The sequence below is a fragment of the Ideonella oryzae genome (genome assembly GCF_024055665.1).
Taxonomy (GTDB): domain Bacteria; phylum Pseudomonadota; class Gammaproteobacteria; order Burkholderiales; family Burkholderiaceae_C; genus Ideonella; species Ideonella oryzae.
This window is the reverse complement of record NZ_JAMXMC010000010.1, coordinates 71,449-96,315: the sequence shown is the minus strand read 5'-3', so window position 1 is coordinate 96,315 and position 24,867 is coordinate 71,449. Positions and strand designations below refer to the sequence as shown.

Here is a 24,867-nt window from a genome sequence, read left to right as displayed (position 1 = left end):
GGACGTTGCTGTTGGTGAAAAAATGTGACGCCCCGTCGCACGCTACCACCCCCGGTGAAGGGTTCTGTGGACGGGGTGTCCGCGGTGCTGCGTCGCCTCATCAATGAAGGGGATGCCCGCAGAAGGCACGCCCGCATGCACCCCGCAGACGGCGCTTTCTCAGCCGGCCGCCCAGCACGCTGCTTGGGTCCGCCCGTTCCTACCGTCTTCCAGCACCGGCACCTCCGCCGTGCAGCGTTCGAAGGCCAGCGGGCAGCGGGTGCGGAAGCCGCAGCCGCTGGGTCGGGCGATAGGCGAGGGCAGTTCGCCCTGCAGGATGACGCGGGTGCGGCGCTGGGCCGGGTCCACCGTGGGGGTGGCCGAGAGCAGGGCCTGGGTGTAGGGGTGGCGCGGGTGCTCGAACACGGCGTCGCGCGGGCCGCGTTCCACGCAGCGGCCCAGGTACATCACCATCACCTCGTCGGCCACGTGGCGCACCACGCCCAGGTCGTGCGAGATGAAGAGGTAGGCCACGCCCAGTTCGCGCTGCAGGTCGGCCAGCAGGTTGAGCACCTGGGCGCGGATGGACACGTCCAGCGCCGACACGGGTTCGTCCAGCACCAGCACGCGCGGCTGCAGCATCAGTGCGCGGGCGATGGCCACGCGCTGGCGCTGGCCGCCGGAGAACATGTGCGGGTAGCGGTCGAAAGCCTCTTCGCGCAGGCCCACCCGGGCCAGCATGGCGCGGGCCGCGGCCTCGCGCTCGGTCGAGGTGCCGACCTGATTGGCCTCCAGCGGCTCCATCAGCGTGCGGCCGATGGTCTGGCGCGGGTTGAGCGAGCCGTAGGGGTTCTGGAAGACGATCTGCACCTGGCGGCGCAAGGCCCGGCGCCGCTCGGCATTGGCCTGGGCCACGTCCAGCCCGTCGATCAGCAGCTGACCGGCGGTGGGCGTCTCGATCATGGTCAGCAGCTTGGCCAGCGTGGACTTGCCGCAGCCCGACTCGCCCACGACGGCCAGGGTGCGGCTGGCCTGCAAGGAGAAGCTGACGCCGTCGAGCGCATGCACGGTGGCGGGCGGCTTGAACAGGCCGCGGGCCACGGGGTAGAGGCGCTGGAGTTCGCGGGCCTCCAGGACCGGCGCGGCGGTTTCAGCAGCGGCGCTCATGCAGCGTTCTCCAGGTTCAGCGCAATGGGCTGGCCCGCGTCGTCCAGCGGGGTGTGGCACAGCGCGCGGCCCAGGGCGGCATCGGCCGGCAGGGGCTTGACAGCATGGCAATGCGCGTTGGCCCAGCGGCAGCGCGGGGCGAACAGGCAGCCGGCGGGCCGGTCGCTCTGGCCGGGCACCACGCCGTCGATGGCCTCCAGCCGTGCGCCGGTGGCGCGCTCGGGCAGGGCGGCCAGCAGGGCGTGGGTGTAGGGGTGGTGCGGGTGGGTGAAGAGCGTGGCGGCGGGCTGCGTCTCCACCACGCGGCCGGCGTACTGCACCACCACCCGGTCGGCGGCCTCGGCCACCACGCCCAGGTCGTGGGTGATCAGCACCAGGGCCATGCCGGTGTCGAGGCGCAGGGTCTGCAGCAGGTCCATGATCTGGGCCTGGATGGTGACGTCCAGCGCGGTGGTGGGCTCGTCGGCGATCAGCAGGCGCGGCTTGCAGGCCAGCGCCATCGCGATCATCACCCGCTGGCACATGCCACCCGAGAGCTGGTGCGGAAAGGCGCGGGCGCGGCGCACCGGGTCGGGGATGCCGACCTGTTCCAGCAGCGCGATGACGCGGGCCTGGCGTTCGCGCCGGCCCAGCGGGGTGTGCTGGGCCAGGGCCTCGCCGATCTGCCAGCCCACGGTAAAGCAGGGGTTCAGCGAGCTCATCGGCTCCTGGAATACCATGGCCACGTCCTTGCCGATCAGGGCGCGGCGCTGGCGGGGCGTCAGGGTGAGCAGATCCTGGCCGTCAAAGCGCATGTGCTCGGCCGTGACGGTGGCCGTCCAGGGCAGCAGGCCCATGATGGCCAGCATGGCCACCGACTTGCCCGAGCCGGATTCGCCGACGATGGCCAGCAGTTCGTTGGGGGCGACGCTCAGGTCCACGCCGTCCACGGCCTGGAAGGCGCCACGGCGGGTGGCGAAGCGGACCGACAGCCCGCAGATGTCCAGCAGGGGCGCGCTCATGTCTTTCTCATCTTGGGGTCCAGCGCATCGCGCAGGCCGTCGCCGGCCAGGTTGATGGAGACCACGGTGATCAGGATGGCCAGGCCGGGCAGGGTGACCAGCCAGGGCTCGGAGCGAATGAACTCGCGGGCATCGGCCAGCATGGTGCCCCACTCGGCGGTGGGCGGCTGCGCGCCCAGGCCCAGAAAGCCCAGGGCGGCGGCCTCCAAGATGGCGTCGGACACGCCCAGCGCGGCCTGCACGATCAGCGGGGCCAGGCAATTGGGCAGCACGGTGTGGAACATCAGCCGGGCCTTGCCCACCCCGCCCACGCGGGCCGCGGTCACGTAGTCCTTGCCCAGCTCGGCCTGGGCCGAGGCACGCAAGAGGCGCACATAGCGCGGCAGGTAGACGATGGTGACGGCGACGATGGTGTTGGTCAGGCTGGGGCCCAGCACGGCGACGACCAGGATGGCCAGCACCAGGCTGGGCACCGCCATGATCAGGTCCATCAGGCGGGTGATCACGGTGTCCATCACCGGGCCGAAGCTGACGCAGGCCAGGCCCAGCAGCACGCCGATGACAAAGGACACGCCCATCACCGACAGGCCGATGAACAGCGAAACCCGCGCGCCGTAGATCAGGCGGGTGAGCAGGTCGCGGCCCAGGCTGTCGGTGCCCAGCAGGAAGCGGGTGCTGCCGCTGGGCTCCCAGACCGGCGCGGCGCGGATGGCGTCGCGGAACTGGGCGTCGGGGTCGTAGGGGGCGATGAGCGGCGCGAAGATCGCCAGCAACACCACGGTCAGCACCACGGCCAGGCCGGCCACGGCACCGCGGTTTTCGCGGAAGGCGAACCAGAAGTCCGCCAGGGGATGGGTGTCACGCATGGCGGATGCGGGGGTTGATGAGGCCGTAGGTCAGGTCGACCACCAGGTTGACGAGGATGACCACGCCGGAGACCAGCATCACGCCGCCCTGCAGGGCCGGGTAGTCGCGCCGGGAGATCGACTCGATCAGCCACTTGCCGATGCCGGGCCAGGAGAAGATGGTTTCGGTCAGCACCGCGCCGGCCATCAGCGCGCCCACCTGCAGGCCGATGACGGTGACCACCGGGATCAGCGCGTTGCGCAGCGCATGCAGGCCCACCACCCGCCAGGCCGGCAGGCCCTTGGCGCGGGCGGTGCGCACATAGTCCTCGGACAGCACCTCCAGCATGGCCGAGCGGGTCATGCGGGCGATGACCGCCAGCGGGATGGTGCCCAGCACCACGCCGGGCAGGATCAGGTGGTGGATCGCATCCCACACCGCGCCGGGCTGGCCTGAGAGCCAGGCGTCGATCACCATGAAGCCGGTCACCGGCTCGAAATAGAAGTTGATCAGGTCGATGCGGCCGGACACCGGGGTCAGGCCCCAGCGCTCGCCCACGTACATGATGAGCAGCAGGCCCCACCAGAAGATGGGCATGGAATAGCCGGTCACCGACAGGCCCATCAGGGTCTGGTCGTACAGGCTGCCGCGCTTGGCCGCGGCGATGGCGCCGGCCGGCAGGCCGATCAGCGCGGCAAAGAGCATGGCGAACAGGCTCAGTTCCAGCGTGGCCGGAAACAGGGTGGCGAACTCGGTGAGCACCTTCTGGTTGGTGGCCAGCGAGGTGCCGAAGTCGCCGTGCAGCAGCTGCCACACATAGTCCAGGAACTGCTTCCAGACGGGCTGGTCCAGGCCCAGCTCATGGCGGAAGTAGGCCAGGCGCTCGGGGCTGATGCCCCGCTCGCCCACCCGCACCTCCACCGGGTCGCCCGGCACCAGCCGGATCGCCACGAAGGTGACGAACATCAGCGCGAAGAAGGTCGGGATGGTGAGCGCCAGCCGGCGCCAGAGGAAGCGGAACATCAGCTCACCAGTTGTCGCTGCGGGTCAGCAGGAACCAGTCGCCGTTGTTGATCTCGTAGACGCTGACCACGCCGTAGCGCTGCTCGCCCGAGTCGGCAAAGCGCATGCTGCTGGTCACCGGGGCCAGCGGGTCCACCGTCTTCAGGGCGGCCACCAACTTTTCGCCGTCCACGCTCTTGGCCTGGCGGATGGCCGCGGCCAGCACATACACCGCATCGTAGGCGTAATGGCCGCCGTAGACCGGGTCGTGGTTGAACTTGGCGCGGTAGCGGGTCAGGAAGGCCTTGCCACCCAGGAACTCGTCCACGCCGATGATGGGCGAGGTCGCGTAGATCTTGCCGGCCGCCGGGTTGGCCTTGGCCATGGCCGGGGTCTTGATGGTGTCGCCGCCGACGATGGACAGCTTCACGCCGGCCGCGGCCAGCTGGTCGGCCAGGGCCAGCACCTGGAAGTCGGCCAGGGTGGTGACCAGCACGTCGGCCTTCTTCGCCTTGAGGGCCTCGATGAGCTTGGCGAAGTCGGTGGTCTTGGCGTCGAGCGACATCTCCAGCACCACCTCGCGCTGGCGGGCGGTCAGCTGCGCCTTGGCGGACTGGGCCAGGCCCTTGCCATAGGGCGTGGCGTCGTCCACCACCGCAAAGTGGTGCGGGCCGCCCGGCAGCTGGGCGGCGAAGGCGCCCATGGCCTTGGACTGCAGTGCATCGCTGGCCACCAGGCGGAAGGTGGTGGGCAGGCCCATCTGGGTGTATTCGGGCTTGGTCGAGATGGCCAGCTGCGGGATCATCTTCGCGGCATAGACCGGCGCGGCGGCCATGCTGACGCCGGAATTGAGGTGGCCGATGACAGCCACCACGCCCTGGTCGATCATCTGCTGGGCGACCTTCTTGCCCGTCTCGGGGTCGGACTTGTCGTCCCCGGTGACGATCTCGAACTTCACCACCTTGCCGTCGACCTTGAAGCCCTCCTTGTTGAGGTCCTCGACGGCCATGCGGGCGCCGTCCACCATGTCCTGGCCCAGGGTACCCAGCGGGCCGGTGAGCGGCTGGGCCACGCCGATCTTGAGGGTGTCAGGCACGGGCTGGCAGGCACTGAGCAGGGTGCCCAGGCCGGTGGCCAGGCCGAGCAGGGCGCTGCCAGTCAGCAGGCGGCGAAGACGGAAATTCATGGTGGTGCGGGAAGGGTGGGTGATGCGGAAAACGGCAGCGGCACGCCGGGGGAGGCCGGCGTGCCGTGAATCAGCCGAGAGACGGGGTCAGGACTGGGCGCTCACTTCAGTTCCACACCATTGAACTGGTGGGTGTTGAAGGGGCTCTGCTTGTAGCCGACGACCTCCTTGCGCAGGACCTCGAAGACCACCGAGTGGGCGATCTTGTCGTCGGGCTGGGCGTCGTGTTCCATGACCTGCATCTCCTGGTAGAGCTTGGTGCGGGCCTTGGCGTCGGTCAGGGTGCGGGCCTGGGTGAGCTTGGCGTCATAGGCCTTGTCGCACCACTTGGAGATGTTGTTGCCCCCCGGGCGGGCCGCGTCGCAGCCGTGCAGGAAGAAGAAGTTGTCCGGGTCGCCGTTGTCGCCGTTCCAGCCGAACAGGGCCGTCATCGGCTCGCCCTGCTGCAGGCGCTTGCGGTACTCGCCCCATTCGTAGGTCACCAGCTTGGCGTTGACGCCGATCTTGGCCAGGTCGGCCTGCATCATCTCGGCCATGCGCTTGGCATTGGGGTTGTAGGGGCGCTGCACCGGCATGTACCAGAGGTCGAGGTCCAGCGGCGTCTTCACGCCGGCCTTGGCCAGCAGGGCCTTGGCCTTGGCGGGGTCGTAGGGGTAGTCCTTGACCGTGCTGTTGAAGGCGGCCATGGTCGGCGGGATGAAGTTGACCGCGGCGGTGCCGGCGCCCATGTAGACGTCCTTCAGGAGGGCGGCCTTGTCGATGGCCATCGTCAGGGCCTGGCGCACTTCCTTCTTGTCCAGTGGCGGCTTCTGGACGTTGAAGGCCCAGTAGCCGATGTTCAGGCCCGGCATGCTGATGACCTTCAGCAGTGGGTCCTTCTGCATCTCGGGCAGATCGGCCGGGCGCGGGTAGGCGCTCACATGGCACTCGCCGGCCTTGAGCTTGGAATAGCGGGCCGTCGGGTCGGTGGTGATGGCGAAGACCAGGGCATCGACCTTGGCCTTCTCGCCCCAGTAGGCCGGATTGGCCTTGTAGCGGATGACCGCGTCCTTCTGGTAGGCCACGAACTGGAAGGGGCCGGTGCCCACCGGGACCTGGTCGAACTGCTCCTTGCGGTTGCCCTTGGCCAGGAAGTCGGCGTACTCGGCCGAATGGATGGCGGCGAAGTCCATGGCCAGGTTGGCCAGCATGGTCACGTTGGGCTTCTTCAACGTGAGGCGCACGGTGTAGGGGTCGAGCTTCTCTATCGAGACCAGGTCGTCCTTCAGGCCCATGTCAGCGAAGTAGTCGTACTTGCCGCCGGACACCTTGGCATAGGGATGCTCGGGCTTCCACTGGCGCTCGAAGCTCCAGACCACGTCGTCGGCGTTGAAGTCGCGGGTGGGGGTGAAGCCATTGACGCCGCTGTGGAACTTCACGCCCTTGCGCAGCTTGAAGGTGAAGACCTTGCTGTCGGGTGAGACCGTCCAGCTTTCGGCCAGGCCGGGCTCCACCTGGGTGGTGCCGCGGGCGAACTGGGTCAGGTGGTCATAGACGGGCTTGGCCGCGTCGAAGCTGGTGCCCGTGGTGTTGAGGGCCGGGGTGAAGTTCTCGGGCGAGCCCTCGGCGCAGTAGACGAGGGTCTTGGCGCTGGCGGCGGCGCCGCAGGCCAGCAGGGCCGCCAAGGCCAGGGCCGACCGCAGGGTCGGACGGTTCACGCTCATGCAGGTTTCTCCAGGACAGTTGTGCCGTCGGATGCGGGCGGCTCCCATCGGAGCGGCCCGGCGTTGCGGGGGCATTCTGCTCCGGTTCGGAAGCAGCCCGCCCCGGGGTCAACGCAAACAAGGTCGCAAGCATATGCAAGTTCTGGGCCCCTGCCACGGTCGTCCTCGGGTTTGTCGGGAGGAACAAGAGGGTCACAGGCGATCGTGTACCGTCGCGTCCATGCATGCCGCCGAGCCGTCTCCCGCTGTTCCGGACACCGTCCCGCCCTCCGCCGCTGCCACGCCTCCCGGCCTGTGGCGCCTGGCTGCACGCCAGCTGTGGCTGGACTTTCGTGCTGGCGAGCTGCGCCTGGTGCTGGCCGCGGTGGTGCTGGCGGTGGCCGCGCTGACCGCAGTGGGCTTCTTCGCCGACCGGCTGCAGGGCGGGCTGCAGCGCGATGCGGCCCAGCTGCTGGGCGGCGACCTGGTGGTGCGGGGCGACCAGCCGTTGCCGGCCGAGCTGGCCGCGCAGGCCCGCAAGGCCGGCCTGGCCGTGGGCAGCAACGCGGTGTTTCCCAGCATGGCGCGGGCGGACGAAGCCCAGGGTGGGGCCACCCGCCTCGTTTCGGTCAAGGCGGTGAGTGCCAACTACCCGCTGCGCGGTCGCCTGGGCCTGATGGACGGGCCCGAGGCCCCGCCGCGCAGCGCGGGAGCGCCTCCCCAGGGCCAGGTCTGGGTGGATGCGGCCGTCACCGAGGCCCTGGGGCTGAAGGTGGGGCAGGACCTGCTGCTGGGCGACGCCCGTTTGCGCATCGGCGGGCTGATCGCCACCGAGCCGGACCGGGGCACCGGCTTCCAATCTTTCGCGCCGCGGGTGATGCTGCGCGAGGAAGATCTGCCTGCGACCGGCCTGATCCAGCCGGCCAGCCGGGTGGCCTACCGGGTGCTGGTGGCGGCCGAGCCTGCCCAGGCCCGGGCCCTGGCCCGCTACACCCAGTGGGTGCGCGGCATCCTGAAAGCCGAGGGCGCGCGCGGCGTGCGCCTGGACACGCTGGAGAGCGGTCGGCCCGAGATGCGCCAGACGCTGGACCGGGCCAGCAAGTTCCTGAACCTGGTGGCCCTGCTGGCCGCGCTGCTGTCGGCGGTGGCGGTGGCCATTGCCGCACGCGACTTTGCCCAGCGCCACCTGGACGACTGCGCCATGCTGCGCGTGCTGGGCTTGTCGCAGCGGCGCATCGCGGCGGTCTATCTGGGCGAGTTCGCGGCCCTGGGCCTGGGCGGCAGCCTGGCCGGGGTGCTGCTGGGCGCGGGCCTGCACCTGCTGTTCGTCACCCTGCTGGCCGACCTGATCCCGGCCAGCCTGCCGCCGCCCACCGTCTGGCCAGCCCTGCTGGGCCTGGGCGTGGGGCTGACGCTGCTGATGGGCTTTGGCGTGCCGCCGGTGCTGCAGCTGGCCCAGGTGCCGCCGCTGCGGGTGTTGAGGCGGGAGATGGGCAGCATCCGTCCTGCCTCGGCCGGGGTGTTGGGGGCGGCGGCGCTGGCCTTTGGCGCCCTGCTGGTCGTGGTGGCGCGCGACCTGACCCTGGGCGGCATCGCCGTGGGTGGCTTTGCGGCCGCGCTGGCGCTGTTCGCGGCCCTGTCCTGGGTGGCGGTCAAGCTGCTGGGCCGGCTGGTGCCCGGGGCCGGCGCGCCGGACTGGCTGGTCATCGCCACGCGGCAGGTGGCCGCGCGCCCGGGCTTCACCATGCTGCAGGTCTCGGCCCTGTCGGTCGGGCTGATGGCCCTGGCCCTGCTGGTGCTGCTGCGCACCGACCTGATCAACAGCTGGCGCCAGGCCACGCCGCCGGATGCGCCCAACCGCTTCGTCATCAACATCCAGCCCGACCAGGCGGCCGACTTCCGGGCCATGCTCGATGGCGCCGGGGTGCGGGGCTACGACTGGTACCCGATGATCCGCGGTCGGCTGCTCACCATCAACGGCACCGAGGTCGGCCCGCGCTACGCCGCCAACGACGAGGCGCGTCGCCTGGTGGAGCGCGAGTTCAACCTCAGCCATGCGGCCCAGGTGCCGCCGCACAACCTGCTGGCGGCCGGCCGCTGGCAAGCAGGTGAAAAGGACGGCCTGAGCGTGGAGGCCGGCCTGGCTGAGAAGCTGGGGCTGAAGCTGGGCGACCGGCTGCGCTTCGACATCACCGGCCAGACGGTGGAAGGGCGGGTGACCAGTCTGCGCAAGGTGGATTGGGGCTCGATGCGGGTCAACTTCTTCGTGATGTTTCCGCAGGCCGAGATGCCGGATCTGCCGGCCACCTACATCGCGGCCTTCAAGGCCCCGGCGCGCAAGGGCTTTGACAACGTCCTGACCCAGCGCTTTCCCAACATCACCGCCATCGACGTGACGGCCACCCTGGCCCAGGTGCAGGCGGTGATCGACGAGGTGATCCGCGCGGTGCAGTACCTGTTCGTGTTCAGCGTGGCGGCGGGCCTGGTGGTGCTGTTCGCCGCGCTGGGTGCCACCCGCGAGGCCCGGGCCCACGAGTACGCGGTGATGCGGGCCTGTGGCGCCAGCAGCCGGCTGCTGGCCCGGGTGCAGCGGGCCGAGCTGCTGGGCGTGGGCGCGCTGGCCGGGGGGCTGGCCACGCTCGGCGCGGTGGCCGTGGGCTGGGCGCTGGCGCGCTTCGTCTTCGAGTTCAGCTGGACGGCCGCGCCCTGGGTGCCGCTGCTGGGCATGGTGGCCGGGGCGCTGCTGGCGCTGGCCGCCGGCTGGTGGGGCCTGCGCGAGGTGTTGCGCCGGCCGGTGATGGAGACGCTGCGCCGAGCGGCCGAGTGAGTCGACCGGGGCGGTGCCCCGGCATCTGCGCTCAGGCCGATGGCCGCCGGAAGGGGGTCACCACGCCGGTCAGGCGGCGGCGCTGTCTTCGATCAGGCCCATGTCGGCCGAGCTCATCAGGGCCTGGATGTCCATCAGGATCAGCATGCGCTCGCCGACGTTGGCGATGCCGGTGATGAAGGACATGTCGACCTGGGCGTTCATGCCCGGCGCCGGCTTGATGGTGTCGCCACCGAGTTCCAGCACGTCGGACACGGAATCGACCACGGCGCCGACCACGCGGCCCCGGATGTTCAGCACGATCACCACGGTGAAGGCATTGAACTCGGCGGTCTCGCAGCCCAGCTTGACCCGCAGGTCGATGATCGGGACGATCACGCCGCGCAGGTTCACCACGCCCTTGAGGAACTCGGGCGAGTTGGCGATGCGGGTGGGGTGCTCGTAGGAGCGGATCTCCTGAACGCGCAGGATGTCGATGCCGTATTCCTCGCCACCCAGGCGGAAGGTCAGATATTCGCCATGCGCGGCGCCCGGGGCGGCCGCGGCTTTGCTGGCGCGGGCCTGGGCGTTCTCGAGGGTGCGGGCCGCTTCGTGGCGGGCGACCTGGGCGGCGTCGGTGATCATGTCCATGGTGACTGTCCTTGGGTGGGTGCCCGCCGAAACAAAGGCGGTTCCTTGGGTTTATCGGCAGGGTCAGGCGATCCTGAAGGGCAGGGCCCTCAGGCGATACCCTGTTCGTGGTGGGGATCCAGCCGGAAGGTGGCCACCACGCCCGAGAGCTGGTGGGCCTGCTGCTTGAGGCTGTCGGCTGCCGCGGCGGACTGCTCCACCAGGGCGGCGTTCTGCTGGGTCATCTGATCGAGCTCGTTGACGGCCGAACCCAGTTCGCCGATGCCGCGGCTCTGCAGCCGGGTGGAATCGCTGATCTCGTCGATGATGCGGCTGACGTGCTGCACCGAGCTCACGATCTCGGTCATCGTGTGGCCGGCATCCCGGGCCTGGCGGGTGCCGTTCTCGATGCGGTCCACCGAGGCGCCGATCAGGGTCTTGATCTCGCGGGCGGCCTCGGCGCTGCGCTGGGCCAGGCTGCGCACCTCGCCAGCCACCACGGCAAAGCCACGCCCCTGTTCCCCGGCGCGGGCAGCCTCGACCGCCGCGTTCAAGGCCAGGATGTTGGTCTGGAAGGCAATGCCGTCGATCACACCGGTGATGTCGGCAATCTTGGTGGAGGACTGGTTGATGTCCTCCATCGTGGCCACCACCTGGTGCACCAGGCTGCCGCCCCGTTCCGCCACCTGGGTGGCGTTCTGGGCCAGCTGGCTGGCCTGCTGGGCCGACTCGGCACTCTGGTGCACCGTGCCGGTCAGGTGTTCCATCGAGGCCGCCGTCTCCTGCAGGTTGCTGGCGGTGTGTTCGGTGCGCTGGCTCAGGTCCAGGTTGCCGTTGGCCACCTCGCTGCTGGCCGTCAGGATGCTGTCGGCGCTGTGGCGCACCTGGCCCACCAGCCGGCGCAGGGAGGTCTGCATGTCGGCCAGTGCGGCGATGAAAGCGGAGACCTCGTCGCGGCCCTCACGGGGCAGCTCGCCACCGAGATCACCGGCGGCAATGCGCCGGGCCGCCTCGCTGGCCTGGGCCAGCGGGCCGATGATGGAGCGCAGGGTCAGCACCATCATCACACCCACCACACCCAGCACCACCACCAGCAAGGCGAGGCTGGCGCCCATCTGCACCTGGGTGCGGGTGCGGGCCTCGTCGCGGGCGGCCTCGGCCGCAGCGCGGGACTGTTGCACCCAACCATCAAAGGCCTTCTGGGCGGTGTCCAGATCGCCCTGGGCCTGCCCGGCATAGGCATAGGCAGCACTGGCATCGATCTTGGCATCCACCACCTGCTGCAGCACGTCCTGCAGGGCGGTCACATGGGTTTCGAAGCCCTTGATGCCCTCGGCCAGAGAGGCTTCGCTGGCCATGGGCTGGAGGTCCTTGCGCAGCGAGGCCACGGTCTTCTTCCACTGCTGGAAGAACTCATCGGCCGAGACCGCGTTGCTGCCATTGAGCATGGTGGCCTGTTCCAGGCGTTGCATGCGCTCCATCGAGAACAGCACGCCGTTGGCGGTGTCCAGGCTCTGCAACTGCAGGGCCATCAACTGGTCACCTTGTTCGCGCACGCTGCGGACGGTCCAGACCGACCACAGCACGACGACGAGCATCAGAAGCCCCAGGGCGGCCAGACCGGCGGTCAGCCGCAGACGGATGCTGAATTGGCGAAGAAGTTGGTTCACGTCAGTTCCCACGACAGGCAATGAATAGGGGTTTCACCGGATCATCGGCGACATCCCACGGGACTTGAGCCTGATCAAGGCTTCGGCCCCAAGAGAAACGCCCTGAGCCCCCGGGGGTGGGGTCATCAGGGCGCTGTGCACCTCAGAAGGTTTCCCACTCGTCGTCGGCGGGGGCCGTGGCTTCGGCCTTGGCGGGGGTGGGCCGCTGGGGCGGTGGATCAATCGGTCGTGCGGTCGGGGGCGCGGAGGTCAGCGCGGGCGCGGGTTGCTTGGCGGGCGCCTGAGAGCGGGGTGTCGCAGGTCCGGCCTGGGGCTCTGCCCGCGTCACGGCCGCGGGTGCCGCGGCCATGCTGCTGTCGAGGCGGAAGCGCGCCACCACGTCGTTGAGCCGGCCGGCCTGGTCCTTCAGGCTTTCCGCCGAGGCGGTGGACTGCTCCACCAGCGCGGCGTTCTGCTGGGTCATCTGGTCGAGCTGCACGACGGCGCTGTTGACCTGGTTGATGCCCTTGCTCTGCTCGGTGGCGGCGGTGCTGATCTCCTGGATGATGTCGTTGACGCGCTGCACCGAGGAAACGATCTCGCCCATGGTGGCGCCGGCGTCCTGCACCTGGCGGCTGCCGTTTTCGACCTTCTCGACCGAGGCGTTGATCAGCTGCTTGATCTCGCGCGCGGCTTCGGCCGAGCGGCCGGCCAGGCTGCGCACCTCGCTGGCGACCACGGCAAAGCCGCGGCCCTGTTCGCCGGCGCGGGCAGCTTCCACCGCCGCGTTCAGCGCCAGGATGTTGGTCTGGAAGGCGATGCCGTCGATCACGCCGATGATGTCGGCGATCTTGTGGCTGGCGTGGTTGATTTCGTCCATCGTTGTGACCACCTGGGCCACCGCATCACCGCCGCGCTGGGCCACCTGGGCGGCCGAGCTGGCCAGATCGCTGGCATGACCGGCGGACGCCGCGCTGTCGCGCACCGTGGCGGTCAACTCTTCCATGGCGCTGGCCGTTTCCTCCAGGTTGCTGGCGGTCTGCTCGGTGCGGCCGCTCAGGTCCGCGTTGCCGGCCGCCACCTCGCGCGAAGCCATGTGGATGCGCTGCGAGCTGTCACGCACCTCGCCCACCAGCGTGCGCAGGGCCCGCTGCATGTGGTCCAGGGCCCGTAGCAGGTCGGCGGTCTCGTCCTTGCCGTGGACATGGATGGAGCGGGTCAGGTCGCCCTCGGCGATGGCCAGCGCGATGTCGCGGGCATGGTGCACCGGCCGGGTGATCGAGGCCGAATTCAGCAGGGTCAGCGGCATCACGATGATCAGCACCAGCAGCATCACGCCGCCGAAGGACCACAGCAGGCGGTTCATCTGGGTCTGGTAGTGGACCTGGACCTCGGCAATGTCCTGGTCGACCAGGGCCTGGATGCGGTTGACGCCGTCGTCAGCGGCGCGGATCTGTTCGCGTGCGCCGGACAGCGTCTTGTTCAAGGCCGGGGCGCTTTCGGCGCCGCCCTGGGCGAACACGGCGGTGGCCGCCGCGCTGTAGGCCTCGACCTTCTGCGCGGTCTCGCGCGCCACGGCATTGTTGGCGTCTTCCTCACCCTCTTGCAGGGCGCTCAGCCCCTTCTTGAGTTGGTCGATGGCGCCGGTCCACTGCTGCTGGTCCTGCGCCATCGCGTCGGCGGCCTCGTGGTCGATCACCATGTTCTTCTCGAACTGGCGCACCTGGCCGAGCGCGGTCCGGATGCCGCTGACGTCGTGCAGCTCCTTGACCGAATGGCGCATCAGCGCCTCATTCACCCGGGTCAGCTCGTTGCAGCCCAGGAAGGTGGTGAGGCCGAGCAGGGCGAACAGGCCCAGCACGGCGGCGATCGCGCCCTGCATTCGCAGGCGAATCGTGAATCCTCGCATCCATTGCATCATGGTGAAAGCGTCCTTGGGTGATTCAATGAACGGCGTGGCCGGTGTTGCTGTGCCGATCCAGGCGGAAGCGGCTGACGATCTCGCCCAGGTGGTGGGCCTGGTCCTTGAGGCTCTCGGCGGCGGCGTTGGACTGCTCGACCAGCGCCGCGTTCTGCTGCGTCATCTCGTCGAGCTGGTTGACGGCCTGGCCGACCTCGGCGATGCCCGAGCTCTGTTCGCCGGTGGCGGCGGTGATCTCGGCAATGATGTCGGTGACCCGCTGAACGCTCTGCACGATCTCGGCCATCGAGCGACCGGCGCTGTCCACCAGCACACTGCCGGATTCGACCCGCTCGACGCTGGTGCCGATCAGTTGCTTGATCTCGCGCGCGGCCTCGGCGCTGCGACCGGCCAGGCTGCGCACCTCGCCCGCCACGACGGCAAAGCCGCGACCCTGTTCCCCGGCGCGGGCGGCTTCCACCGCGGCGTTCAGGGCCAGGATGTTGGTCTGGAAGGCGATGCCATCGATCACGCCGATGATGTCGCCGATGCGCTGACTGGCCTCGGAGATCTTCTGCATGCTCTGGACCACCTCCTGCACCACCTGACCGCCGCGCTGAGCGGTGTCGGAGGCCGTGTGGGCGAGCTGGTTGGCGGTGCGCGCGGCGTCGGCCGTCTGACGCACGGTGCCGCTGAGCTGCTCCATCGAGGAGGCGGTGCGCTGCAGGTTGGAGGCGGCCTGTTCGGTGCGTTGGCTCAGGTCCATGCTGCCCGTGGCCACCTCGCTGCTGGCGGTGGAGATGCCGTCGGTGGACTGGCGGATGCCGGCCACCATCTCGTGCAGGCTGCCCCGCATGCGCTGCATGGCGTGCTGCAGGCGGCCGATCTCGTCCTGGCGGTCGACGCTCAGGTCGACCGTGAGGTCGCCCTCGGCGATGGCCTCGGCGGTGCCGATGGCACTGAGCATCGGCTGGGTGATCGAACGGGTCAGGGCCCAGGCGATCCAGGCGCCCATGCCCAGGGCCAGCACCGCCATGCCGATCATCAGCTGGCGAGCGTTCGCCGCGGAGGTCTCGCCATCGTGGCGGGCCAGGGTGGCTTCCTGGTTGAGCACCTCCTCCAGATGGGTCATGCTGGCCAGGTAGGCGTCGGCGGCCGGCAGCAGGCTGTGGTCCACCTCGGCCGCGCCCTTGGCATCACCGGCCTTGAGCAGCGCGAGCACCTGCTTGCGCGCGCCGAGGTACTTCTCGCGGGCGCTGCCAATGGTTTCCAGGGCCTGGCGGCCACCATCGGTGAGCGTGCTGTCGCTGAGCTTCTTCTGCAGCACGCTGATCTCGGCGCTGGTGGCCTTCATCTGGGGCGCCAGGTAGGCGTCCAGCTGAGGGTTGTTGTCCGCCTTGGCCAGCGAGAGTGCGCGGGCCAGGTTGACCTGCGTCTGGCCCCGCCACTGCTGGGCCAGGTTCAGCTGGTCATTGGTTGACTCGACCGCAGCCTGCAACTGCTGCTGCTGGCGCATCTGCACCAGGCCCAGCACGGTGATCCCGACCAGCAGGGCCAGTGTGGCGGTGAAGCCCAGGCCCAGCCGGACGCCCAGCGTCATGCGGCGAGTTGACATGGCGGTCTCCTTTGAATTTTGTGCAATCCGAGCTCAGTGACGCGAGCGGCGCACCAGGGAGCCGATGTCCAGGATCAGGGCCACGCGACCATCGCCCATGATGGTGGCGCCAGACACATCCGGCACCTTGCGGTAGTTGGCTTCCAGGTTCTTCACGACGACCTGTTGCTGGCCCAGCAGCTCGTCCACCAGCAGGGCCACGCGGCCGCCTTCGGCTTCCACGACCACCATGATGTTGGAAGACTTTTCGAAGTCGAAGCGGGGCACCTCGAAGACACGCTCCAGGTCGATGACCGGCATGAACTCGTCGCGCACCTCGACCACGCGGCCGGAGTTGCCGATGGTCTTGATCATGTTCGGGGCGATCTGGAAGGACTCGACCACCGAGGACAGCGGCAGGATGTAGCACTCGTCGCCCACCCCGATGCTCATGCCGTCCATGATGGCCAGGGTCAGCGGCAGGCGCACCTTGACGCTCATCCCGTAGCCCTCGGCGGAGTCGATCTCCACCGTGCCACCCAGGGCGGTGATGTTCTTCTTGACCACGTCCATGCCCACGCCGCGGCCGGACACGTCGGTCACCTGCTCGGCGGTGGAGAAGCCCGGCGCGAAGATCAGGCCGTAGACCTCCTGGTCGGTCATGGTGTCGGGCGCGTCGATGCCGCGCTCGCGGGCCTTGCTCAGCAGCTTCTGGCGGTTCATGCCGCGGCCATCGTCGCGCACCTCGATCACGATGGAGCCGCCCTGGTGGGAGGCCACCAGCGTGACCGTGCCGTGCTCGGGCTTGCCCTTGGCCACCCGGTCGGCCGGCAGTTCGATGCCGTGGTCGCAACTGTTGCGCACCAGGTGGGTGAGCGGATCGGTGATCTTCTCGACCAGGCCCTTGTCCAGTTCGGTGGCTTCGCCCTGGGTGACCAGCTCGACCTTCTTGCCCAGCTTGCCGGCCAGATCGCGCAGCATGCGGGGGAAGCGGTTGAAGACCATGGACATCGGAATCATCCGGATCGACATCACCGCTTCCTGCAGGTCGCGGGTGTTGCGTTCCAGGTCGGCCAGGCCGGACAGCAACTGCTGGTTCAGCGCAGCGTCCACGTTGTGGCTGTTCTGGGCCAGCATGGCCTGGGTGATGACGAGCTCGCCCACCAGGTTGATCAGCTGGTCGACCTTTTCGACCGAGACGCGCAGCGTGGTGGAGTCCATGCCGCCCTTGGCCTCCGCCTTGGGGGCGGCCTTGGGCGCGGCGGCAGCCGGCACGGGCGCGACCGGTGCGGCGGCGACCGGGGCGGCAGGCGCGGCGGCGCCGTCGGCGGCAGGGGCACCCGGTGCCCCCGGCGCGTCGTCGAAGAAGCCGTAGCCCTGCTCCTCGGGCTGGGCCGACCGTTCGGGTGCCCCCGGGGCCCCCTCATGGAAGCCGTAGCCCGGACCCATCGGCAGCAGCTGCATGACTTCGCGGGCCACGTGGAAGGTGAACAGGTCCAGCAGATCGTTGTCGCTGGTCGTGGTCACGATGCGGAAGCGGCGGATGCCATCGGCGGCATGGCCGGCGTCCAGCGGTTCGATCGTGCCCAGGTTGGTGATTTCCTTGAACAACTCGGCCAGGCTGTCGGCCTGTTCCGGGTGCTCCAGCGGACCGACGCGCAGCTCGATGGCGCGCGCACCGCCAGGCACGGCGGCAGCCGCCGCCACTGGCGCGGGGGCGGGGGCCACCGGCGTCGGGGCTGCCGCAGGGGCCGGAGCGGAGCCGCCTTCGGCCATGGCACGGATGTGGGCCACCAGTGCGGAGGTGTCGGGCGCATCGGCGCCGGAACCCTGGTGGCGGGCCAGCAAGGCCTTGAGGGCGTCACCGGCTTCCAGCAGCACGTCCACCATCTGCGAGGTGGGTTGCAGCTCGTGGCGGCGCAGCTTGTCCAGCAGCGTCTCCATCTGGTGGGTCAGTTCGGCCACGTCGGAGAAGCCGAAGGTGGCTGCCCCGCCCTTGACCGAGTGGGCGCAACGGAAGATGGCGTTGAGCTCTTCGTCGTCGGCAGCGCTCAGGTCCAGCTCCAGGAGTTTTTGCTCCATGGCTTCCAGGTTCTCTCCAGCCTCTTCGAAGAAGACCTGGTAGAACTGGGTCAGGTCAATGCCATCGCTGGTGCCGTGGTCATGGGTGGTGTCGGCCATGGGTGCAAGTTCCTCGTTCGTGTCGTACTTCTTGGCGCAGGGGGGCGGACCGGCTGGTCAGCGGATCACTTTGCCAATCACTTCGATCAGCTTGGCCGGATCGAAGGGCTTGACCAGCCAGCCGGTGGCACCGGCGGCGCGGCCCGCCTGCTTCATCTGGTCGCTGGACTCGGTCGTCAGGATCAGGATCGGCGTGGCCTTGAATTTCGGGTTCTCACGCAGCTTCTTGGTCAGGCTGATGCCGTCCATGCGGGGCATGTTCTGGTCGGTCAGCACCAGATTGAAGTCGCGCTGGTTGGCTTTCTCCCAGGCGTCCTGGCCGTCCACGGCTTCAACCACGTTGAAGCCGGCGTTTTTCAGGGTGAAGGCCACCATTTGGCGCATGGAGGGGGAATCGTCAACGGCGAGGATCGAGTGCATGGCAGTTCTCCGGGGGGCTGTTCTGAATGGGGAGGTCTGGGTGCGAGGTGGATGTCAGAAGAGTTCGATGGAACCTGCATCCATCTCGTCCTGCGTCACGGGGTTGGGGCGGCCGGGGCCGTCCTCGACGATGGTCGAACCGTCCTCGTCGTCATCGCCCATGGCATCACGGGCAATTCGGTCGGCACAGCTGCGCAGGCGCTTCTGGGTGTGCGCGATCAGCTGGGTGGCCATGTCGTGGAACTGCAGGGACGTGATCGCACCGGCCAGATCCTGCATCGCGGTATGCAGCAGGCCGTGATCGATGTCCGGCAGTGTGGACAACAGCCGCAAGGTCTCGTTGAGCTGCGAGCTGGCGGCATAGAAATGCGAGGACAGCGTCTCACTGGCGTCGTCCAGCAGGCGCTGGAGCCGTTCCAGATCGTTGCTGGCCACCATCAGGTGGTCCTGCAGATCGGCCGCCGCCAGCAGGGGCAGAGGCATGCCGCCAGAGGCAGCAGCTTGGGAATCCGTCATTGGCATCGTGGCTCCAAGACACTCGTGTTGTGTGTCCCAACGGCAGGGGGCGACTGGCAAGCCAGCCACCTCCGCGAACCTGCCGGGGAGTTGCAGATGATTTTTCGGCACGAACCCACCATTTATTGAACGAATCACGCCCTGTTTCCGGGCGTATTTCTGGTCCTAGGGCTGCTTCGGGGTCTTGCGCCCTGGGAGATACTTCGCTTCATGGCTGCCGAAGAACCCCCTCGCCGCGTTTTGCGGGTGCTCCATCTGGAGGATTCCGAGCTCGACCATGAGCTGGCGCTGGCCTATCTGGGGCGCGGAGGGTTGCGCGTGCAGGCCGTGCGGGTCGACACCGAGCGCGAGTTCCGCGAGGCCCTGACCCAGTCCTGGGACCTGATCCTGTCGGACTTCAACGTGCCGGGCTTCTCCGGCCTGAAGGCCCTGGAGATCGTGCGCGAGCTGGGCGTGCCGGTGCCCTTCATCCTGGTCTCCGGCGAGATCGGTGAGGACGTGGCCGTGCAGGCCATGCGTGACGGCGCCAGCGACTATCTTCTGAAGGGCAACATGGCCCGGCTGGCCCCCGCGGCCGAGCATGCCATCGATGCCTACGAGGCCCTCAAGGCCCGGCAGCGCGCCGACCGGGAACTGGCCGAATCCCGCCAGCGGGTGTCCGAGCTGGCCCAGCATCTGCAGACCAGTGTCGAGATGGAGCGCGCGGCGATCGCCCGCGAGATCCACGACGATGTGGGCGGCTCCCTGAGCGCGGTGAAGTTCGACCTGGCCTGGATGGCCCGCCAACCCGGCGTCAGCCCGGAGTTGCGCCAGCGCATCGACAGCGCGATGGAAACCGTGACCCACGCCCTGGAGGCCAGCCAGCGCATCATGCACAACCTGCGTCCGGCCATCCTGGAGCAGGGGCTGGTGGCGGCGCTGCAGTGGGTGGCCAACCGCTTCGAGCGGCGCACCGGGGTGGCCTGCGTGTTCCGCACCAACCTGGACAACCAGGTGACGCTGCCGGCCGGCGTGCCCCTGGTGGCCTACCGGGCTGCGCAGGAGGCCTTGACCAACATCAACAAGCACGCCCAGGCCACCCGGGTCAGCATCGACCTGTCGCTGGCGGCGGGGGTGCTGTCGCTGGAGGTGAGCGACAACGGCAAGGGCCTGACCGACGAGGACCTGGCCAAGGCCCGCAGCTTCGGCATCCGGGGCCTGCATGAGCGGGCCTCCACGGTGGGGGGCTGGGTGGACCTGTCCAGTAGCCGGGCCGGGACGACGCTGATACTCTCGATTCCTCTGGACGAGGGTGCTGCGGTGCAGGAGGAGGACGGATCCGACTCGGATCCGCTGGGTGATGCTGCACATGACCCGTCCACCTGGGGAGAACCATGACCCGTGTGATCATCTGCGACGACCACGCCCTGATCCGGCGCGGCATCCGTGACACGCTGGCCGACGCCACCGACATCGAGGTCGTCGGCGAGGCCGGCGACTATGGCGAGTTGCGCACGCTGATGCGCCAGCACAGCTGCGACGTGCTGGTGCTGGACATCAACATGCCCGGCCGCAGCGGCCTGGACGTGCTGCATGTGCTCAAGGACGAGGGCAACCCGGTCAAGGTGCTGGTGGTCAGCATGTACCCCGAGGACCAGTACGCCCTGCGGGCCCTGAAGGCCGGCGCCCATGGCTATGTGAACAAGGGCGGCGACCCGGCGGTGCTGGTGCAGGCGGTGCGCACCGTCTCGCAGGGGCGCAAGTACATCACCCCCGAAATCGCCCAGCTGCTGGCCGAGAACATCGGCAAGGACCAGGAGACCGAGGCGCCGCACGAGAAGCTCTCCGACCGCGAACTGCAGACCCTGGTGATGATCGCCAGCGGCAAGCGCCTGTCGGACATCGCCACCGAGCTCACGCTCTCGCCCAAGACGGTCAGTGTCTACCGCGCCCGGGTGCTCGAGAAGCTGGCCCTGGCCAACAACTCCGAACTCACCGTCTACGCCATCCGCAACGGTCTCGTCGGTGAGTGATGTGGGCACCCGGCACGGGGAGACCCGTGCCACCCTCCGAGAGGGTGCGTGGCCGCTTGGGAGCGGCCCGGCGCCGGCCACGCCCTCTCTGCGCCGAAGGATGGCTGGGGCTCAGGCCCATGGCGCGCGGTAAAGCCACACCGGCTTGCCGGCCACCGTCTCCAGTCGCGCCACGGGGCTGAGTTCGGTGGCCTCGAACTCCAGGCTGACCAGCCAGGCCCCGGGCTTCAGCTCACGCCGGGCCTTGGCCACCGCGCGGGGCATGCTCTCCGGCCGCTGGAACAGGTAGACCATCTGGTAGCCGGACCAGTCCTCGGTCCAGATGTCGCCGCGGCGCACCTGGGCAAAGCGGCAGCGCAGCCGGCACAGTCCGGCCAGTGGCGCACTCCATTCCAGGCCGGTCAGTTGAACCTCGGGATAGGCCCGGTGCAGGGCGCGCAGGCCGTGGCCCAGGCCGCAGCCCGCCTCCAGCACCCGCGCGCCCGCGGGCAGCGGGGCGGCGGTGGCCAGGCCGTCCAGCGCCCGGGCCGGGGTGGGAAACAGCGGTGCATCGCGCCAGCTGCGCAGCGGGTAGAGCAGCAGCAGCAAGGCCAGCGGGGCCAGCCAGGCCCAGGCCGGCAGGCCGCCTTGCACCAGGGCGAGAAAGGACAGGGGAAAGCCGGCCAGCACGATCAGGCGGCGCCAGCGGTGGCTCAGGCGCCAGGCCGGCCAGGCGGTGGCCAGCGTCACCAGCACGAAGGCGATGGCGGGCGGCAGGCCGACAGCGCGCAGTGCCAGCAGCAGCGCCCAGGCGGTCAACCAGGTCAGAAGGGCGGGAAGGGGCCAGACCATGCGGGCCATTGTGACCCGGGGCCCGGCGGCGCAGCAGCGGAGCAGCGGGGTGTTCGCCCCGCATTCCCAGGCCCGAACGGTGTCGGGCTCAGTCGTCGGTCTTGAGCCAGCCGAGGTTGGCCGGCTTGCGCTCGCCGCCCTTGCGGGTGCGCAGCACCGACTGGAAGCCCTGATGGCCGCCGTTCCACAGCGCATTGAGCAGGCCGGTGACATCCTCGCGGGTCAGGGCGTCCAGATCGCGGCGGAACTGCTTGAGGGCCGAGGCCAGGATCTCGCGGGGCACTGCCTGGTGCGTGGCCAGCACCAGCAGCATGGCGCGGTGCAGATCGGCACCGGCCAGTTCGCACAGCTGCCGGATGCGCTCCAGGGCTTCGGCGGGCCGGGGCGGCCGGTCCGGGGCGAGCCAGCAGAGTTCGGGGGGCAGCGCCTCGGGGGGGGCTTGAATCGAAAGAGACTCCGTCATCGGGCACCTCGGCGGTGATCGGAATGTCGAAGCACACGGACCCTGGGGCCCGTGTTGCCGGTCAGAAGCCCAGGCTGGCGAGGAGGTCGTCCACCTCGCCCTGGTTGGTCACCACATCGGTGCGGCCTTCGGGGTTGACCACCGGGCCATGCAGCACGTTGCCTTCGACCTTGTCGCGCTGTTCGGGCGGCACCACCTGCACCAGCAGCTTGATCAGGCTGTCTTCCAGGTCGTTGGCCAGCGTCACCACCTTGGCCACCACCTGGCCGGTCAGGTCGTGGAAGTCCTGGGCCATCATGATGTCGGTGAGGTGGTCATCGATGCGGGAGGTCGAGTCTTCGACCTCCTTGACGAAGTTCAGCACCGCGCCGGAGGCGACCGCGCGCACCGGATCGGTCACCAGGGTCTGGGCCAGGGCGCGGGTGGATTCGATGATGTGGGCGTGCTCAGCCTTGGCCTGGTCCACCGAATTCAGCACCTTGTTGGCGGCGTCGGCCGTCTTGGTGGCGATGTAGTGCAGGCGGCTGCGCGCATCGGGCAGGCCATCGGCGGCGTGCTGCAGCTTGGGCATCACACCCAGTTGTTGCATGGTGTCGTGCAGCAGGCGGGTGATGCTGCCCAGTTGCTGAAACACTTCAGGCGACACCGTCAACGGCTCGGTGGGTGTCAGGCTCGCCAGATCTTCCATTTTCATGACAGTCTCCCTCGTAGGCTGTGGAGCAGGGGATCAGGCGGTGGCCGCCAGCTTCTGCATGATCTTCTGGACTTTTTCTTCCAGCGTGGCCTTGGTGAAGGGCTTGACGATGTAGCCGGCCGCGCCGCTCTGGGCTGCCAGCACGATGTCTTCCTTGCGGGCCTCGGCCGTGACCATCAGCACCGGCAGGTGCTTGAGGCTGTCGTCGGCCTTGATGGCCTTGAGCAGGTCGAAGCCGTTCATGTTCGGCATGTTGATGTCGCTGACCACGAAGTCGAACTTGGTGCCCTTGAGCATGCTCAGGGCGACCTGGCCATCCTCGGCCTCTTCGACGTTGTTGCAGCCCATTTCCTTGAGCAGGCCTCGCACGATGCGTCGCATCGTGGAGAAGTCGTCAACGACAAGGAATTTGAGATCGGTGGGGTTGCTCATGTCAGTCCTCTTGCGGTCTTGAGAGCTTATCGGTCGATTGGCGACGGAGTTGAGGCCTTTGTGTCCTCGGTGGCGGAATCGGAAGCAGCGTTGTCCGGCTCGGGGGCGGTCTTGAAGACGCGGTCCTCGGCCTCGCGGTTCATCACGATGATCGAGATGCGGCGGTTGGACGGGTCATGTGGGTCCTTGGGGTTGAACAGCTGGCTGGAGGCCAGCCCCTGCACCCGCAGGATGCGGTTTTCGCCCAGGCCACCGGCGATCAGCTCGCGCCGGGAGGCATTGGCCCGGTCCGCGGAGAGCTCCCAGTTGCTGTACCCCAGCCCATTGCCGGAGAAGGGGGTGGCGTCGGTGTGTCCCTCCAGCGTCAGCAGGTTGGGCACGCCGGCCAGCACCTCGCCAATGGACCGGAGCAGATCGCGCATGTACGGTTTGACCACCGCGCTGCCGGAGTCGAACATGGGCCGGTTCTGGGCGTCGACGATCTGGATGCGCAATCCGTCACGGGTCATGTCCAGCTTGAGCTGGGAGCTCAGGGCCTTGAACTTCTCGCTGGCGGCAATGCGCTCCTGCAGGTTGTTCTGCAGTTCCATCAGCTTGGCCGCTTCGGCCCGGGCCTGCTCGGCCTTGAGGGCCTGCAGATTGAAGGTGCGCTTGGGAGCTTCCACCGCGCCGCGCTTGACCTGGCCGGCCGTGCGGGTGAGGTCTTCGCCCCCGCCCTTGATGATGGAGGAGGAGTCGCCCGAGCCGGAGCCGCCGCCCATGGCCACCTTCAACGGGGAGTTGAAGTAGTCCTGCAGGCCCTTGCGGTCCCCCTCGGTGGTGGAGCCCAGCAGCCACATCAGCAGGAAGAAGGCCATCATCGCCGTCACGAAGTCGGCGTACGCGATCTTCCAGGCGCCACCGTGGGCACCGTGGCCGCCCTTCTTGATCCGCTTGACGATGATGGGCTGGAGCTTTTTCGCGTCGCCGGCCATGGCCTGTCCTTGGCTTACTTCTTCTTCACGTGGCTTTCCAGCTCACCGAAGGTGGGGCGCTCGGTCGAGTACAGCACCTTGCGACCGAATTCGATGGCGGTCTGCGGGGCGTAGCCCTGCATGGAGGCCAGCAGTGTGGTCTTGATGCACTGCAGCTCCTTGCCGTCCTCGTCGATCTTCTGTTCCAGCAGGCCGGCCAGCGGCTCGGCAAAGCCGTAAGCCAGGAAGATGCCCAGGAAGGTGCCGACCAGGGCCGAACCGATCATGCCGCCCAGCACCGCCGGGGGCTGGCCCACCGAGCCCATGGTGTTCACCACGCCCAGCACCGCGGCCACGATACCGAAGGCGGGCAGGGCGCCGGCCAGTCGGGCCAGGGCGGCCACCGGGGCATAGGCCTCGTGATGGTGGGTCTCGAGTTCGGTGTCCATCAGGGACTCGATCTCGTGGGCGTTCAGGTTGCCCGAGACCATCATCCGCAGGTAGTCGGTGATGAACTCGGTCACGTGGTGGTCGCCGCCCACGATGGGGAATTTCTGGAACAGCGGCGAGCTGTGCGGATCCTCGACGTCCTTTTCAATGGACATCAGGCCCTCCTTGCGGGCCTTCTGCAGGATCTCGTAGAGCAGGGCCAGAAGCTCCATGGCGCGGGCCTTGGAGTACTTGCTGCCCTTGAAGCAGGCGCCCAGACCCTTCAGGGTGGACTTGATCACCTTCATCTGGTTGGTGGCCAGGAAGGCGCCCAGGGCCGCCCCGAAGATGGTGATCATCTCGAAGGGCAGGGCGTGCAGGATCACCTCGATGTTCCCGCCGTGCGCGATGAACACGCCGAAGACGCATGCAAGTGCTAAAAGCCAGCCGACGATGACGAACATGGTGTGGCGGTCCGGGTTGGTGTGAGCGGC

22 protein-coding genes are annotated in these 24,867 nt (G+C 68.6%); 3 read left to right on the top strand and 19 right to left on the bottom strand.

Features of this window, described 5'->3' with window-relative positions:
- Positions 1–159: 159 nt before the first annotated feature.
- From M0L44_RS17340 to M0L44_RS17315, 6 genes are all read right to left on the bottom strand, one after another.
- Positions 160–1,146 carry an ABC transporter ATP-binding protein gene (locus M0L44_RS17340; RefSeq protein ID WP_252771069.1) on the bottom strand — a complete coding sequence of 329 codons (987 nt, stop codon included), beginning with the start codon at positions 1,144–1,146 and terminating at the stop codon, positions 160–162.
- Entirely contained in the window at positions 1,143–2,147 is a 1,005-nt protein-coding gene (locus M0L44_RS17335; RefSeq protein ID WP_252771068.1) for an ABC transporter ATP-binding protein, read from the bottom strand. The genes M0L44_RS17340 and M0L44_RS17335 overlap by 4 nt, the downstream gene beginning before the upstream one ends.
- The gene (locus M0L44_RS17330) at positions 2,144–3,013 is read right to left on the bottom strand and encodes an ABC transporter permease subunit (protein WP_252771067.1); all 870 of its coding nucleotides are present in this window, start codon (positions 3,011–3,013) and stop codon (positions 2,144–2,146) included. Before M0L44_RS17330 ends, M0L44_RS17335 begins: the two co-directional genes overlap by 4 nt.
- Positions 3,006–4,016: an ABC transporter permease subunit gene (locus M0L44_RS17325; protein ID WP_252771066.1), complete on the bottom strand. Its 1,011-nt coding sequence runs from the start codon at positions 4,014–4,016 to the stop codon at positions 3,006–3,008. The genes M0L44_RS17330 and M0L44_RS17325 overlap by 8 nt, the downstream gene beginning before the upstream one ends.
- Positions 4,017–4,020: 4 nt before the next feature.
- The gene (locus tag M0L44_RS17320; protein ID WP_252771064.1) at positions 4,021–5,181 is read right to left on the bottom strand and encodes a branched-chain amino acid ABC transporter substrate-binding protein; all 1,161 of its coding nucleotides are present in this window, start codon (positions 5,179–5,181) and stop codon (positions 4,021–4,023) included.
- 101 nt (positions 5,182–5,282) lie between these two features.
- Positions 5,283–6,884, bottom strand: a complete 1,602-nt coding sequence (locus M0L44_RS17315) for an ABC transporter substrate-binding protein (protein ID WP_252771063.1) — start codon at positions 6,882–6,884, stop codon at positions 5,283–5,285.
- Positions 6,885–7,104: 220 nt separating this feature from the next.
- On the opposite strand from M0L44_RS17315, the gene M0L44_RS17310 reads away from it, so the two are divergent.
- The gene (locus M0L44_RS17310) at positions 7,105–9,690 is read left to right on the top strand and encodes an ABC transporter permease (RefSeq protein WP_252771062.1); all 2,586 of its coding nucleotides are present in this window, start codon (positions 7,105–7,107) and stop codon (positions 9,688–9,690) included.
- 69 nt (positions 9,691–9,759) lie between these two features.
- Here M0L44_RS17310 and M0L44_RS17305 read toward each other — a convergent pair whose 3' ends face one another.
- The 7 genes from M0L44_RS17305 to M0L44_RS17270 form a co-directional block, all read right to left on the bottom strand.
- Complete coding sequence (locus M0L44_RS17305) at positions 9,760–10,320, bottom strand: chemotaxis protein CheW (protein WP_252771060.1); 561 nt, start codon at positions 10,318–10,320, stop codon at positions 9,760–9,762.
- An 89-nt stretch (positions 10,321–10,409) separates the two neighbouring features.
- A complete protein-coding gene (locus M0L44_RS22140; RefSeq protein WP_354004142.1) occupies positions 10,410–11,969 on the bottom strand; it encodes a methyl-accepting chemotaxis protein in 1,560 nt (519 codons plus the stop codon).
- Between the two features lie 142 nt (positions 11,970–12,111).
- The gene (locus tag M0L44_RS22135; RefSeq protein ID WP_290429066.1) at positions 12,112–13,857 is read right to left on the bottom strand and encodes a methyl-accepting chemotaxis protein; all 1,746 of its coding nucleotides are present in this window, start codon (positions 13,855–13,857) and stop codon (positions 12,112–12,114) included.
- A gap of 34 nt (positions 13,858–13,891) precedes the next feature.
- The gene (locus M0L44_RS17285) at positions 13,892–15,463 is read right to left on the bottom strand and encodes a methyl-accepting chemotaxis protein (RefSeq protein WP_252771059.1); all 1,572 of its coding nucleotides are present in this window, start codon (positions 15,461–15,463) and stop codon (positions 13,892–13,894) included.
- Between the two features lie 33 nt (positions 15,464–15,496).
- Entirely contained in the window at positions 15,497–17,623 is a 2,127-nt protein-coding gene (locus tag M0L44_RS17280; protein ID WP_252771058.1) for a chemotaxis protein CheA, read from the bottom strand.
- A 57-nt stretch (positions 17,624–17,680) separates the two neighbouring features.
- A complete protein-coding gene (locus tag M0L44_RS17275; protein WP_225864091.1) occupies positions 17,681–18,043 on the bottom strand; it encodes a response regulator in 363 nt (120 codons plus the stop codon).
- Positions 18,044–18,097: 54 nt separating this feature from the next.
- Positions 18,098–18,526: a hypothetical protein gene (locus M0L44_RS17270; RefSeq protein ID WP_252771057.1), complete on the bottom strand. Its 429-nt coding sequence runs from the start codon at positions 18,524–18,526 to the stop codon at positions 18,098–18,100.
- Between the two features lie 243 nt (positions 18,527–18,769).
- Between M0L44_RS17270 and M0L44_RS17265 the strand changes: the two genes are divergently transcribed.
- Positions 18,770–19,936, top strand: coding sequence for a hybrid sensor histidine kinase/response regulator (locus M0L44_RS17265; RefSeq protein ID WP_252771056.1), 1,167 nt, complete (start codon positions 18,770–18,772; stop codon positions 19,934–19,936).
- A complete protein-coding gene (locus M0L44_RS17260; RefSeq protein ID WP_252771055.1) occupies positions 19,933–20,571 on the top strand; it encodes a response regulator in 639 nt (212 codons plus the stop codon). Before M0L44_RS17265 ends, M0L44_RS17260 begins: the two co-directional genes overlap by 4 nt.
- Positions 20,572–20,682: 111 nt before the next feature.
- Here the strand turns inward: M0L44_RS17260 and M0L44_RS17255 are convergent, their stop codons facing one another.
- The 6 genes from M0L44_RS17255 to motA all read right to left on the bottom strand — a co-directional run bounded on the left by M0L44_RS17255 (position 20,683) and on the right by motA (position 24,837).
- Positions 20,683–21,402 carry a class I SAM-dependent methyltransferase gene (locus tag M0L44_RS17255; RefSeq protein ID WP_354004141.1) on the bottom strand — a complete coding sequence of 240 codons (720 nt, stop codon included), beginning with the start codon at positions 21,400–21,402 and terminating at the stop codon, positions 20,683–20,685.
- An 88-nt stretch (positions 21,403–21,490) separates the two neighbouring features.
- Positions 21,491–21,865 (bottom strand): hypothetical protein, encoded by a 375-nt coding sequence (locus M0L44_RS17250; RefSeq protein WP_252771053.1) that lies wholly within the window; start codon positions 21,863–21,865, stop codon positions 21,491–21,493.
- Positions 21,866–21,926: 61 nt separating this feature from the next.
- Entirely contained in the window at positions 21,927–22,559 is a 633-nt protein-coding gene (locus M0L44_RS17245) for a protein phosphatase CheZ (RefSeq protein WP_252771052.1), read from the bottom strand.
- A 33-nt stretch (positions 22,560–22,592) separates the two neighbouring features.
- Positions 22,593–22,991 (bottom strand): chemotaxis response regulator CheY, encoded by a 399-nt coding sequence (gene cheY / locus M0L44_RS17240; RefSeq protein ID WP_151125249.1) that lies wholly within the window; start codon positions 22,989–22,991, stop codon positions 22,593–22,595.
- A 26-nt stretch (positions 22,992–23,017) separates the two neighbouring features.
- Positions 23,018–23,965 (bottom strand): flagellar motor protein MotB, encoded by a 948-nt coding sequence (gene motB / locus M0L44_RS17235; protein ID WP_252771051.1) that lies wholly within the window; start codon positions 23,963–23,965, stop codon positions 23,018–23,020.
- Positions 23,966–23,979: 14 nt separating this feature from the next.
- Positions 23,980–24,837: a flagellar motor stator protein MotA gene (gene motA, locus M0L44_RS17230; protein ID WP_252771050.1), complete on the bottom strand. Its 858-nt coding sequence runs from the start codon at positions 24,835–24,837 to the stop codon at positions 23,980–23,982.
- Positions 24,838–24,867: the final 30 nt, after the last annotated feature.